Origin of the sequence: Kitasatospora sp. NPDC057692, assembly GCF_042799475.1 — a bacterium.
In the GTDB taxonomy this organism is placed as follows: domain Bacteria; phylum Actinomycetota; class Actinomycetes; order Streptomycetales; family Streptomycetaceae; genus Kitasatospora.
In genome coordinates this window covers 1-13,197 of record NZ_JBHVIV010000016.1, presented here as the reverse complement: position 1 = coordinate 13,197, position 13,197 = coordinate 1, and the positions used below count along the sequence as shown (strand labels likewise).

Annotated in this window: 11 protein-coding genes; 6 read left to right on the top strand and 5 right to left on the bottom strand. The window is 74.3% G+C overall.

From position 1 onward, the window contains the following. Positions 1 to 157: 157 nt before the first annotated feature. Positions 158 to 610: a DUF3224 domain-containing protein gene (locus ACFVFS_RS12180; protein WP_380623162.1), complete on the top strand. Its 453-nt coding sequence runs from the start codon at positions 158 to 160 to the stop codon at positions 608 to 610. A gap of 61 nt (positions 611 to 671) precedes the next feature. Next, positions 672 to 1,484 (top strand): DUF5995 family protein, encoded by an 813-nt coding sequence (locus ACFVFS_RS12175; protein WP_380623001.1) that lies wholly within the window; start codon positions 672 to 674, stop codon positions 1,482 to 1,484. On the opposite strand, the gene ACFVFS_RS12170 is transcribed toward ACFVFS_RS12175, so the two are convergent. Beyond that, on the bottom strand, positions 1,445 to 2,884 hold the full coding sequence (locus ACFVFS_RS12170; protein WP_380622999.1) for a GuaB1 family IMP dehydrogenase-related protein: 1,440 nt from the start codon (positions 2,882 to 2,884) through the stop codon (positions 1,445 to 1,447). The two genes, ACFVFS_RS12175 and ACFVFS_RS12170, sit on opposite strands and share 40 nt — an antisense overlap. Positions 2,885 to 3,188: 304 nt before the next feature. Here ACFVFS_RS12170 and ACFVFS_RS12165 point away from each other — a divergent pair, with 304 nt between their 5' ends. Beyond that, entirely contained in the window at positions 3,189 to 4,697 is a 1,509-nt protein-coding gene (locus ACFVFS_RS12165) for an SDR family NAD(P)-dependent oxidoreductase (RefSeq protein ID WP_380622997.1), read from the top strand. Positions 4,698 to 4,732: 35 nt separating this feature from the next. Beyond that, complete coding sequence (locus ACFVFS_RS12160) at positions 4,733 to 5,185, top strand: NUDIX hydrolase (RefSeq protein ID WP_380622996.1); 453 nt, start codon at positions 4,733 to 4,735, stop codon at positions 5,183 to 5,185. A gap of 96 nt (positions 5,186 to 5,281) precedes the next feature. Here the strand turns inward: ACFVFS_RS12160 and ACFVFS_RS12155 are convergent, their stop codons facing one another. The 4 genes from ACFVFS_RS12155 to ACFVFS_RS12140 form a co-directional block, all read right to left on the bottom strand. Continuing rightward, entirely contained in the window at positions 5,282 to 7,597 is a 2,316-nt protein-coding gene (locus ACFVFS_RS12155; RefSeq protein ID WP_380622994.1) for a collagenase, read from the bottom strand. A gap of 334 nt (positions 7,598 to 7,931) precedes the next feature. Continuing rightward, positions 7,932 to 10,166, bottom strand: coding sequence for an FtsX-like permease family protein (locus ACFVFS_RS12150; protein WP_380622992.1), 2,235 nt, complete (start codon positions 10,164 to 10,166; stop codon positions 7,932 to 7,934). Next, the gene (locus ACFVFS_RS12145; protein ID WP_380622990.1) at positions 10,163 to 10,876 is read right to left on the bottom strand and encodes an ABC transporter ATP-binding protein; all 714 of its coding nucleotides are present in this window, start codon (positions 10,874 to 10,876) and stop codon (positions 10,163 to 10,165) included. Before ACFVFS_RS12145 ends, ACFVFS_RS12150 begins: the two co-directional genes overlap by 4 nt. Next, positions 10,873 to 11,397, bottom strand: coding sequence for a PadR family transcriptional regulator (locus ACFVFS_RS12140; RefSeq protein ID WP_344344573.1), 525 nt, complete (start codon positions 11,395 to 11,397; stop codon positions 10,873 to 10,875). The genes ACFVFS_RS12145 and ACFVFS_RS12140 overlap by 4 nt, the downstream gene beginning before the upstream one ends. Positions 11,398 to 11,795: 398 nt before the next feature. Here ACFVFS_RS12140 and ACFVFS_RS12135 point away from each other — a divergent pair, with 398 nt between their 5' ends. Beyond that, positions 11,796 to 12,467: a hypothetical protein gene (locus tag ACFVFS_RS12135; RefSeq protein WP_380622987.1), complete on the top strand. Its 672-nt coding sequence runs from the start codon at positions 11,796 to 11,798 to the stop codon at positions 12,465 to 12,467. A 39-nt stretch (positions 12,468 to 12,506) separates the two neighbouring features. Continuing rightward, positions 12,507 to 13,043 carry a GNAT family N-acetyltransferase gene (locus ACFVFS_RS12130; RefSeq protein ID WP_380622985.1) on the top strand — a complete coding sequence of 179 codons (537 nt, stop codon included), beginning with the start codon at positions 12,507 to 12,509 and terminating at the stop codon, positions 13,041 to 13,043. The last annotated feature ends 154 nt before the right edge of the window (positions 13,044 to 13,197 follow it).

The window sequence follows — 13,197 nt, the reverse complement described above, 5'->3', positions numbered from 1 at the left end:
TACTCGGTGATGCCGCCCGGCGTGGTGAATCGTGGCCGGGCGGCCGTGCCCCGCCGCCTCCCGTCGATCGCAGCCACCGTCGCTGCCGCCCTCGCCCATGCCCAAGCCGTGTCGGTGGGCCGGGGAGTGCTGAGCCCGGACGGGCGGCTGGTTGCCAGTGGGGCGGGCGAGGGCGTGCGTGCGGCCGGGGCGGCCGGGGCGGACCGGGGCACGCGGGGCCTTCGCCGAGGGGACGGTGCGACGGGGAGCGGGGCAAGCGGGAGGAGACGGACGAGCAGCCGGGGTCGACGTCGGCCGGGTGCGAATCAGCAAGGAGTTCACCGGCGGCCCGACCGGGTCGAGCGTGGTGCGGATGCCGTCGGTGCTGGACGGCGCGAGCGGCCCGGCCGCGTACGTGGCGGTGGAGCGGGTCACCGGCTCGCCGGCCGGGCGGCAGGGGTCGTTCGCGCTACGGCACGCGGCACCCGGCAGCCACGGCGAGCGGCCGGCGATCCGGGTGGTGGAGGGCACCGGCTCGGGCGGGCCGGAGGGAATCACCGGGGTGTTCGAGCCGGAGGTGGACGAGGAGGGGTGGCACGGCCATGTGCTGGACTACGCGTTGAACCGATGATCCGCCCGTCCGGCGTGCCACGATGATGCGATCAGAGCACCGACCACGCCGGAGGTGACGCATGGTCAGGACGCCCACGCGGAGCGCACCGGGCGCGCGGCGGGCGCGCGGGATCGACGCGGTGGTCCGCCGGTTGCGGGCGATCGAGGCCGAACTGCCGCCGGCCGACGGGGTCGCGGTGTTCAACCGGATGTACCTGACCGTCACGGAGACCGTCCGGGACCGGCTGGGCACTTTCGCGGACCCGTCGGCGATGGCCGTGCTCGACACGGTGTTCGCCGGGCGCTACCTGCTGGCGGTGGACGCGGTCGCGGCGCGGCGGTCGCCGCCGGCCTGCTGGCGGCCGCTGTTCGAGCTGCGCGCACACCCGCAGGTGCACCCGGTCCAGTTCGCGCTGGCCGGGATGAACGCCCACATCCAGCACGACCTGCCGCTCGCCGTCCTGGACACCTGCCGGCGGCTGGGCCGGGAGCCGGAGCGGCTGGCCGGCGACTACCGCCGGATCAACGACCTGCTGGCCGCGGTGGAGGCGGCCGTCCGCGAGCAGCTGATGCCGGGGCCGGACCTGCTGGAGCGGTTCGAGCCGCTGACCCACCGGCTCGGCGCGTGGTCGGTCGACACCGCCCGGGACGCCGCCTGGGGTTCGGTGCGGGTGCTCTGGGAGCTGCGCGGGCGGCCCTCGGCGGCCGCGGCGTTCGGCGCGGCGCTGGACGGCGCGGTCGGGCTGCTCGGCCGCGCGCTGCTGCTGCCGCTGGGGCTGGGGCTGGGGCCCGACGCGCCGGCCGGTCCGCTCCCCGCGGCGGGGAGCGGACCGGCCGGCGGACGCGCGGAGGCTCAGGCCCAGCTGGAGTGCAGCGGCTTGCCCTCGGCGTAGCCGGCCGCGCTCTGGATGCCGACCACGGCCTTCTCGTGGAACTCCTCCAGGGTGGCCGCGCCCGCATAGGTGCAGGAGCTGCGGACGCCCGCGACGATGGAGTCGATGAGGTCCTCGACGCCCGGGCGAGCCGGGTCGAGGAACATCCGGGAGTGCGAGATGCCCTCCTCGAACAGCGCCTTGCGGGCCCGGTCGTACGAGGAGTCCTGCGCGGTGCGGTTGCTCACGGCCCGCTTCGAGGCCATGCCGAAGGACTCCTTGTACTGCCTGCCGTCGGCGGTGGTCTGCAGGTCGCCGGGCGACTCGTAGGTGCCGGCGAACCAGGAGCCGATCATCACATTGGACGCGCCCGCGGCCAGCGCCATGGCGACGTCGCGCGGGTGGCGCACGCCGCCGTCGGCCCAGACGTGCCGGCCGAGCCGGCGGGCCTCCGCGGCGCACTCCAGAACGGCCGAGAACTGCGGTCGCCCGACGCCGGTCATCATCCGGGTGGTGCACATCGCGCCCGGGCCGACGCCGACCTTCAGGATGTCGGCGCCCGCCTCGACGAGGTCGCGCACGCCCGCCGCCGAGACGACGTTGCCCGCGACGACCGGGACCTGCGGGTCCAGGCCGCGCACGGCCCGCAGCGCGCTGATCATCGACTCCTGGTGGCCGTGCGCGGTGTCCACGACCAGCGCGTCGGCGCCGGCCTCCAACAGGGCCTTGGCCTTGCCCGCGACATCGCCGTTGATGCCGACGGTGGCGGCGATCCGCAGCTTGCCGGCGGCGTCCACGGCCGGGGTGTACAGGGTGGCGCGCAGCGCGTTCTTGCGGGTCAGGATGCCGACCAGGCGGCCCTCGCGGTCCACCACGGGGGCCAGTCGGCGGTGCGCCTCGCTCAGCTTGTCGAAGGCGTCGCGCGGGTCGATGTCCTCGTCGAGCAGGAGCAGCTCGCGGGACATCACCTCGGAGAGCGAGGTGAAGCGGTCGACGCCCTGGCAGTCGGAGTCGGTGACGACGCCGACCGGCCGGCCGTCCTCGACCACCACCAGCGCGCCGTGGGCGCGCTTGGGCAGCAGCGAGAGCGCCTCGGCGACGGTGGCGCCGGGGTCGAGGGTGATGGCGGTGTCGTGCACCAGGTGGCGCTGCTTGACCCAGCCGACGACCTCGGCGATGACCTCGGTCGGGATGTCCTGGGGGATGGCCACCAGGCCGCCGCGGCGGGCGACGGTCTCGGCCATCCGGCGGCCGGCGATGGCGGTCATGTTGGCGACGACCAGCGGGATGGTGGTGCCGGTGCCGTCGTTGGAGGAGAGGTCGACACCCTGGCGGGAGCCCACGGCGGATCGACTGGGGACCATGAAGACGTCGTCGTACGTGAGGTCGTACGAGGGCATGAGGTCGTTCAGGAAGCGCATGAAACGGGGCTCTCTGGCTGGGAGAAAATACACCTCGGGTGCGGGTGCGGCTCGGCCGCAGGGCACACTCGGGCGCCCCTGCACCCGACGTTCGATTCTCCGGGAGCCGTTCGCCAAAAGCCAGTTCGAGCACGATTGCTGGTGCTGTACACAAGCCATGATCGAAGCTCCGCGCGTAGACCTGGAGGATCCTCCAAATACTCCGCTTTTCGCCCCGGCCGGGGCCGCTCCCGTAGCATTCACGCGGTGACGCGGCGACCGCCGTGATCGTGATCGGCGGGGCGAGCGGGAAAGCGGCAAGGGCATGACGGCGGCGGGCGTGGACATCGAGCAGGACAACGGCACCGGGACCGTCGAGGAGATCGACTACGGCCCCGGCCTCGACCCGGAGCGCCTCCGGCTCTGCCTGGAGGTGCTGGCCGAGCTGAACGAGCTGCACGTCGACCACCCGGACGCGATCGCCGTCCGCCAGGCCGTCGGCGGCATATTCCGCACCCTGAAGCAGCGCCGCCGCCAGGAGACCCGGGCCCGCAAGACCGCCAACGACCGCGCGGTCACCGCGCGCACCGCGACCGGCGCCCCGACCCGGATCGACGACGAGACGGCCGGCGCCTTCGGCCTGACCACCGTCACCACCACCGAGATCGCCGGGATCCTGGAGCGTCCCCGCTCCTGCTACATCTGCAAGCAGCGGTACGTCGAGGTGGACGCCTTCTACCACAACCTCTGCCAGAACTGCGCGGTCAGGAACCGGGCCCGCCGGGACGCCCGGGCCGACCTCACCGGCAAGCGGGCGCTGCTCACCGGCGGCCGGGCCAAGATCGGCATGTACATCGCGCTGATGCTGCTGCGCGACGGCGCCCACACCACCATCACCACCCGCTTCCCCAACGACGCGATCCGCCGCTTCACCGCGATGCCGGACAGCGCCGAGTGGCTGCACCGGCTGAAGGTCGTCGGCATCGACCTGCGCGACCCGGCACAGGTGATGGCGCTGGCCGACGAGGTCGCCGCGGACGGCCCGCTGGACATCCTGATCAACAACGCCGCGCAGACCGTGCGCCGCCCGCCGGAGTCCTACCGCGAGCTGGTCGCCGCCGAGTCCGCGCCGCTGCCGGCCGGCGAGCTGCCGCAGTCCACCACCATCGGCCGGTTCAACAGCGGCAGCGTCGACCTGCCCGCCCTGCCGCACCAGGCCTCCGACGGCGGCGAGCGGATCTCCGCCACGGACGTCACCTCGCTCGCCCTGGTCACCGGCTCGGCCACGCCCGAGCGGATCCAGGCCGGCACGGCGATCGACGCCGGCGGCCTCGTCCCCGACCTCGCGGACACCAACAGCTGGGTGCAGACCGTCAGCGAGGTCGGCCCGGTGGAGCTGCTGGAGGTCCAGCTCTGCAACTCCACCGCGCCGTTCATCCTGATCAGCCGGCTGCGCCCGGCGATGGCCGCCTCGGCGTCCCGGCGCAAGTACGTGGTCAACGTCTCCGCGATGGAGGGCGTGTTCCAGCGCGGCTACAAGGGCGCCGGCCACCCGCACACCAACATGGCCAAGGCCGCGCTGAACATGCTCACCCGCACCAGCGCGCAGGAGATGTTCCAGACCGACGGCATCCTGATGACCGCCGTCGACACCGGCTGGATCACCGACGAGCGCCCGCACCCGGACAAGATGCGGCTGGCCGACGAGGGCTTCCACGCCCCGCTCGACCTGGTCGACGGCGCGGCCCGGGTCTACGACCCGATCGTCCGCGGCGAGCAGGGCGAGGACCTCTACGGCTGCTTCCTGAAGGACTTCGAGCGCGCCGCCTGGTAGCCGCCGCCCCTTCCCCACGTGACGGAGGAACCGCCATGACCACCGCACCGCTGCTCGGCGCCGGCGTGATCGTGCCCACCGGGGACGGCCGGGTGCTGATCGGCCGCCGCACCACCCCGGGCGAGCCTCCGACCTGGAGCCTGCCCGGCGGCAAGGTCGACCCGGGCGAGTCCTTCGAGGAGACGGCCGCGCGCGAGCTGGCCGAGGAGACCGGGATCGTGCTGCCCGCCGAGCGGATGCGGGTGCTCGCGGTGCTGCTCGACCACGAGCTGGGCCGCCCCCGGCTGACCGCCGCGGTGCTCGCCCCGGCGAGCCTGGCGCCCGCCGTGGTCACCGAGCCGCACGCGTGCGGGGGCTGGGAGCGGGTGGCGCTGGACGCGTTGCCGGAGCCGATGTTCTACCCGTCCGGGCTGGTGCTCGGCAGCTGGCGCCGGGAGCTGGGCGGCGCGCCGCGGCCCGGGACGCACGCGTACCCCGTCAACGGGTGAGACCCGCCCCGGGCGGGGCGGGTCTCACCCTGTCTCAGGGAACCACTGTCGGAACCGCTGCCGGAACCGCTGCCGGATCCGCCGTCGGTGCTCCGGTCAGAACTCGCTGGTGACGGTGACGCCCTTGAAGTCCTGCTGGGCGTACAGGCTGAAGAACACGTAACCGGCGGGCGGGTTGGTGATGGTCAGGGTCTCGGAGTTGTCCGGCCCGGCCGACCGCGTGACGTACGCGTTGGTGTACGCCCAGGTGCCCCAGTGGTAGTAGAGGTCGGCGTTGCCGGTGCCCCCGCTGCTGGTCACCTTGATCTGCTTGGTGCCGGCCGGCACGTTGATGTAGAAGTGCGCGTAGTTGCCGGCGGTCGCCGAGACGCCGGTGCGCACGCAGTTCTTGTCGAGCTGGCGGGTGTCACCGCTCTCGCAGGCCTTGAACTGCGGGAACTCCGGGACGACCGCACAGGCGCCGGCGGCGCAGCGGCTGAGCCAGCCGTCGAAGTCGGCGTCGTAGCGGGTGCCGATGGCGGTCGTGAGGGCGCGGGAGCCCGCCCAGTCGCCGGCGCGCCACTTGGCGAGCAGCGCGTCCACGTCGGAGCGGTGCTGCTCCAGCATGTAGCGGACGGCCAGGTAGCCCCAGCGGTAGACGCGGTCCTGGTCGCCGTAGGCGGTGTCGAAGAGCTCGCTCAGCCGGTAGCTGTGCCGGGCCGCCGAGTCGATGGCGGCCTGGTTGACCAGCTTCTGGTAGGAGGTGGCGACGACCTCGGCGAGACCCTCGGTCCACCAGACCAGCTTGCCGGACCCGCCCTGGTCGAAGTTGCCCCAGAGGTTGAAGCGGGCGTCGAGGTAGTGGGTGTACTCGTGGTTGAGGTTGCGGATCTCGTAGCCCCCGGACCGCGACGGTTCCTCGTAGGCGAGGAAGCGGGCCTGGTTGCCGGCCCTGGAGGGCTCGCCCTCCAGGTAGATGCCGCCGTTGTTGGTGTCGGTGCTGAAGATCGCCCGGCCGAGCGCGACGTACTGGACGTCGGAGTCGAAGGCGACGACCTCCAGGGCCGCGTTGTTGTCGTCCGCGACGGGGCCCTTGTCCCGGGACACGCCGTGGAAGAAGACGTCCTGGCCGTTCAGGCTGGTGCAGGCCGTGGCCAGCTGGGCCGCGGTCAGGTCCTGGCCGAGGATGCGCAGGGTCGGGCTGCAGGTGTGCCGGACCGGCAGGTAGGCGTCCTTGAAGCGCTGCGGGTCGTCGCAGGTGCCGTAGTAGCCGCAGTTGGCCTGGTCGAACTTCTGGATGGAGGCCACCGCGGAGGCGCGCTGGGGCCAGTTCGGCCCGGTGATGCCGCCGGAGGTGTCGACCAGGTTCTTCACCGCCGCGCGGGAGCGCGGGGCGACCTCCGCGATGGCCTGCAGCCGGGTCAGCTCGTCGATCGCGTTGTTGAGGGTGAGGGAGTTGTTGCGGTCGCGGTCCAGCAGGTGGCCCTTGGCGCGGAGGATGAAGCCGTTCAGCGCGTCGACGACGCCCGGATCGGCCACGACGGCCTTCCGGAAGTCCGGGTCCCCGGAGTTGACGCCCCGGTACAGCACCAGGGTGACCGGGTTGACCGCCCGCAGCAGGTTGGCCTGGTCCCAGGCCTCCGGCTGGTAGGCGTTCAGGATCTGCTTGACGACGTCGACGTAGTCACCGGGCGTGCGGGGCACGTCGGCCAGCACGGCGGCGCGCTCCAGCGGGACGGCGTTGGCCGTGGTGGGGTCGAGCGAGCGGGGGTTGGCGAAGAAGGTGTGGACGGCCTCGCTGATCTTGGCCGGGAGCCTGTCGTACGAGCCGACGACGTCCGCCTTGGTCCACTGCACCGAGTAGCCGGCCTGCACGTAGTACATCAGCTGCGAGATGTGGTCGCTGTCGTTGCCCTGGTAGGTGCGGGCGCTCTCGCGCAGCGCCTCGATCACGGTGAGCATCTGGGACTCGCCGAAGGCGCCGGCCGCGTACTCGGTCGGGATCCGGAACAGCCCGTCGACGCAGTCGTAACTGGCCGCCTTGACGAGGCGGACCAGGGCCGCGCCGGTCCGGGCGAAGGACGCCGGGTTGCAGGCGGCGGCGTCGGCGGCCTCCGTGTCCGCCGCCTCCGCGCCCAGGCCGAAGGCCTTGGCGGAGGGCGCGGGGGCCTTGGCCGGCGCGACGGCGGAGTCCTGGAAGGCGAGCCGCTCGGGGGCGGTGTCCTTCGGGCTCGTCGCCGCGTCGTGGCGGTGCGCCGACGACGCGAGCTCGCTGTCGGCGCCGGGCGGCGGGAGGTCGCCGCGGTCGGTCGCGGGAGTGGCCGCGGGGCTCGGGACGACGGGAGCGGCCTGGCTCCGCGGGGCGAACAGGCCGATCGTCAGGGCACAGGAAAGGACGAGCAGAAGAAGTCTTGCCAGTTGCGGGAGTCGCAACAGGCGCACGGTACTCACGTGGGGGCCTCCGGGCCTGGGTCGGCCGCATTGGGGTACGGCCGGGTGGGGGGGGTGAGGACCGATGGCGACGGGGGTTGCGTGCTGGTCCGTCGCACGGTGGGGAGGTGAGCAGTACCATTGCACATGTCACACACCTTTCGGAAGCCTTTTTCAACGCGACATGTCCGCTCCGGAACGGACGGGGGAATGACGTTCGGTCAGGCTTCGTGCACACAAACGGAATTCACCGGTATTCGGGCCGGACGTGCGCGAACCCCGCCTCCGGATCCGGGGGCGGGGTTCGCGCGGCAGGGCCGTCGTCGGCCTCGGGGGGTCAGCCGTTGCGGGCCGCCTCGGGGCCGGTGATCCGCTTCAGCAGCGGCAGCGTGGAGGCGATGATCCCGAGCGACACCGCGAGCCCGAGCAGCACCAGCGCGAAGTACACCGCGCCCGGCGCGACCAGGTCGTAGTCCATCTGCGATTTGAGGAACATCGCCGCCGCGCCGAAGCCCGTGCCGGTGGCGATCGCCGCCACCACCAGCAGCGGCAGCGCGCTCTCCAGGGCGATCACCCACCGCAGCAGGCCCAGCGGCGCCCCGGTCAGCCGGAGCATCGCGAACGGCCGGCGCCGGTCGGAGAGGCCGGCGACCACGCTGACCGCGAGGCTGCAGCCGGCGATCGGCAGGGTGGTGAGCAGGACGACGTCGGCCAGCTGCCGCCAGCCGGCGAGCATCTGCTGCTGCGCGGAGCCCCAGTCCTGGACCATCCGGGCGTGCTGGTCCGGGAAGGACCGGCTGAGCAGGGTACGCACCCGTTCCTTCGCCGCCGTCGTGCCGTCCGTCGTCACGTAGAGCGACTGCGCCGGCAGCCGGGCGGCCGCCTCGGCGGTGATCGGCGCGGTCGGCCACTGGACGGCGTCCTGCGACTGGAGGTCCAGGAATCCGAACGGGTCGACGGCCGCCACCTCGGCGCCGGGGGCGCAGTGGCCGACCACCGGGACCTGCGCGAGGTCCGAGCAGAGCGCCAGTAGGGGCGCCGGCCATCCGGGCGGCAGGGACGGGTCGCGGGCCAGGCCGTCCGGGTTGGCGCGGGCGATCGCGAGGCCCCGGAAGCCGGGGTCGGCCCGCAGGCCGGCCAGGACCCGGTCGGGGACGGCGGCGGTCATCGGCGGACCGTCGGCCGGGGCGCCGTGCGACACCGCGGCCCGGGTCTGCGGGTCGCCGCTGAGCGCGCCCCGGTTGGTGTCGATGGTGCCGATGATGGCGACCGTCGCGGTGGTGACGAACAGCGCCAGGACCAGGCCCGCCACCGAGCGGAACCCCGCCCTCGGGTCGTCGGCGAGCCGCCGCACGGCGATCAGGGTGGCCGGGCGGCCGGTCCGGGCGGCGACCGCGCGGGCGGCCGCCATGGTCAGCCAGGGGCCGGCCACCACCAGGCCGAGCATGACCACCAGGAAGCCGGTCAGGTAGGCGGCGGTCTGCCCGTTGGTGGTGTCCGGGCGGCGGCCGACGAACCAGGCGAGCTCGGCGAGCCCGGCCAGCAGCGGCGCCACCCGCCAGGCCGACGGCGGCCTCGGGGTGACCCGGCGGCTGACGCCGAGCGGGGAGACGGTCACCCGGCGCAGCGCCAGCCGGGCGGCCACCGCCGCGGCCACCGGGACGCCGAGCAGCACGGCCAGGGCCTGCGGCACGGCGAGGGTGAGGTCCTCGACGAAGAAGCGCTCCCCGGTGAACGGGACGGTCGCCACCAGCGGGCGCAGCAGCAGGTGGAGCCCGAAGCCGAGGACGGTGCCGGCGACGGCGGCCAGGGTGGACTCGGCGGCCGCGATCAGGGTGATCTGCCGGGGCGTCGCCCCGACCAGGCGCATCGCGGCGTAGCGCTGCTCACGGGTGGCGGCGGAGAGCCGGGTGGCGGTGCCGATGAAGATCACCACGGGGAAGAGCAGCGCCCCGGCGACCACCGAGAGGATCAGGGTCATGGCGTCGCCGCGGGTGCCGGTGGCCGGGCAGTCGGCCCGGCAGTCCGGCGGGAGGGCGGTGGCGATGGTGGTGATCTGACGGGCCCCCGGCCGGGCCGCGAGGGCCGCCGGATCCTGGCCGACGAGCAGCACCAGGGAGTCCGGGGAGGCGATCGCCTCGTCGCCGATCTCCCCGACCGGCCGGCCGGGGAAGCGGTCGGCCAGTTGGTCGGCGGGCTGTTCCCGGATCAGCTCGGCGAGGGCGGGCGAGGCGTAGTACTCGCCCGCCGCGGGCAGCTTCGCCAGGCCCGGCGGGACCGGCGAGGTCGGCCCGGTGGCGGCGACCTCGATGTACAGCAGGCGCTTGCCGTCGTAGAACTCGGGGCCGTGTTCTCGCCACCAGAGCGGGTCGACGTCGGCGGTCCCGGTGCGGCTCGCCGCGCCGGAGTTGGCCCAGAGCATCCGTTCGTTGGTGGCGCCGACGGCGTTCACGGCGGCGATCGTGGAGAGCAGCAGGCCGACGCCGACGGCCGCGGCGGCGGCGATGGTGAGCAGCCGGGCGACGGCCTGCCGGCCGCCGCTCACGGCGAGACGCAGGGCGAAGGCGATCACGGGGCCACCCGCCCCGTCGCCGCGCCGCCGGGCGCGAGGCCGGCCGAGAGCGAGCGGGCCCGTCCGTCGCGGACGATCGCCTCGCGGTCGGCGTAGGCGGCGACCCGGGGCTCATGGGTGACCAGGACGACGGTGGTGCCCTGCTCACGGGCCGCCGAGACCATCAGGGCCATCACCTGCTCGCCGGTGAGCGAGTCCAGCGCGCCGGTGGGCTCGTCGGCGAACAGCACCCGGGGGCGGGTCACCAGGCCCCGGGCGAGCGCGACCCGCTGGGCCTGACCGCCCGACAGCTCACCGGAGCGGCGGCGCTCCAGGCCGTCGAGGCCGAGCTGGGCGAACCACGGGCGGGCGTCGGCGAGGGCGGCGGACCGGCGGACGCCGGAGAGCAGCAGCGGCAGGGCGACGTTCTCCTCGGCCGTCAGTTCCGGGACGAGCTGGCCGAACTGGAACACGAAGCCGAAGCGGTCCCGCCGTAAGGCGCTGCGCCGGTTCTCGTCGAGGGTGTCGATCCGCTGCCCGTCGAAGAGCACCTCGCCCGCGTCGGGGACGAGGATGCCGGCCAGGCAGTGCAGCAGGGTGGACTTGCCGGAGCCGCTGGCGCCCATCACGGCGAGCACCTCGCCGGCCTCGGCGGCCAGGCTCGCGCCGCGCAGCGCCGGGGTCTCGCCGAAGGAGAGTTCGACGTCGCGGGCCTCGATCAGGGGGGTCATGCGCGCACCTCCGCGGCCAGGGCGTCCAGGCGGGCGGTGGTCAGGTCGATCCACCGCAGGTCCGCCTCCAGGTGGAAGAGGCCGTGGTCGGCGAGCAGGGCGTCGACCAGCGGGCCGGTGCGGCGCAGCTCGGTGAGCTCGCGCATCCGCCGCAGGTGGGCGGCGCGCTGGGTGTCGAGGTAGGCCTCGGCGTCACGGCCGAGCAGCAGGGCCAGCACGACCTTGGTGAACAGCACGGACTGCAGGGTGGGTTCGGGCGCGACCGGCTCCGCGAGCCAGTGCTCGAACTCGGTCACGCCGGCCTCGGTGATGACGTAGCGCTTGCGCTCGGGCCCGTCGCCGGGCTCGGCCTCGCCGGGGACGACCTTCCCGTCGCGCGCCAGCCTGCCGAGGGTGGCGTAGACCTGACCGTACGGCAGGGGTTTGCCGCGGCCGAAGAAGGTGTCGTAGTCGCGCTTGAGGTCGTAGCCGTGGCTCGGCTCCCGCTCCAGCAGCCCGAGAAGGGTCAGGGGAACACTCATGAGAGGACCATACACCAGAGGTATACATCGAGTGTATAGCTGGCGAGGATACGGCCCTGACCTGGTGAAACGCGATGTCGATCGAGGATGCGGAAAGGCGGCGAGCGGAGGACGGCCCCAACCCGTCCTCCGCTCTGCACGGCGGCCCGGCGAGCCCCCACAGCAGGCCGGACCTCCGCGTCCCCGGCACGAGAACGCGGCCAGGGCCCAGCCTGCCCGCTGCACCCCCGGCCCGCCGAGGGCCGAACGTCCCGGTCCCGCGACGCGGTCAGGGGCTTTGGGCCCGCCTCCCGGCCGGCGCGCGGGACCACCCGGCTCTTGTGCGAGGGGCCGGTGCCGGGAGAGATTGGGACTCGACGGGGCCGAACCCACGCCAACAGCCGTGAGGAGCACGCATCGTGTCCAGCTCACCCCGCTCGGCCCGGACCGCGTCCCTCCCCCGGCGGGCCGGCCGCAACCTGCGCCGCGCGCTCGGCCGCCGCCGGACCGTCCAGCGCCGCGAACCGCTCGCCCGCCCCGTCGACCGGTCCCGCAGCCGGGCCTGGCTCGTCGCGGGGCTCGCCCTGGTCGTCGGCCTGGCCGGCGTCGTCACCGCCGCCGTCCTCGGCTACCGCGCCGCCGGGCGCACCGCCGAGTCCGAACGCGGCCGTCTGCACCGCACCGAGGCGCTCGTCCTCGGCAAGCTCCGCACCGAGGAGACCGGGGCCGGCCGCTGGAGCGGCGGCTACCAGAAGCGGACCGACACCTCGGTCTCCTGGACCACCCCGGAGGGCCTCGCCCGCACCGGCACCGTCGAGGCCCCGCGCAGCACGGCGAACGGGTCGACCATCGTCCTGTGGGTCGACGACGACGGCCGGCCGGCCACCGCCCCGGCCACCCGGGCCGGACTGGCGGTCGGCGCGGTCTGCGTCGGTCTGGCCGGCTCGGCCACGCTGACCGCGCTGCTCGGCGGCGTGCTGGCGCTGCGGCTACGCTTCCTCGACCGGCGGGCGGACCGCACCTGGGAACGGTCCTGGGCCCACTGGGAGCCCCGCTGGTCCGGGCGCACCAGCCAGCCGCAGGACGACTGACCCCGCGCCGACCACGGCACCACCGTTCGAGGAGCAGCGTTGTTCAGCACCGACCGACTGACCGCCCGCCTCTGGGAGCACAGCGACGCCGAGCGCGCGTACGACCTCTACTCGCGCTGGGAGGTCGCGCGGTGGCTGGGCGCCACGCCGCGGGCGCTGGAGTCGCCCGCCGAGGTACCGGCCATGATCGACCGGTGGCGGGGGCGTTCGGCCGACCCCCGGTACGGCGTCTGGGCGCTGGAGCGGCGGGACAGCGGGGTGGTGGTCGGCTCGGTGATGCTGCTGCCGCTGCCGGACGAGGACGGCGGCGGCGCCGGCGAGGTCGAGGTCGGCTGGCACCTCCACCCCGACTCCTGGGGCCACGGCTACGCCACCGAGGCCGCCCGCGGCGCCCTCGCCAAGGGCTTCGCCGACGGCCTCACCGGGATCCACGCCGTCGTCCGCCCCGGCAACACCCGCTCCGCCGCCGTCTGCCACCGCCTCGGCATGACGCCCCTGGGCCGCACCGCCCGCTGGTACGGCGCCGAGTTCGACGCCTTCCTCCTCACCCGCCCCGCCGCCAGCGCGAATATGTAGACCGGTCTACAGACCATCCGCCCCGGCAAGCGGGCAACCACCACGACCGACCGCAGTGGAGGCGGGAGTCGGCCCCCCCCCCGTCCCGGGCCCCCCCCCCCGCCCCCGCCCCCCCCCCCCGCCCCCCCCCCCCCCCCCCCCCCCCCCCCCCCCC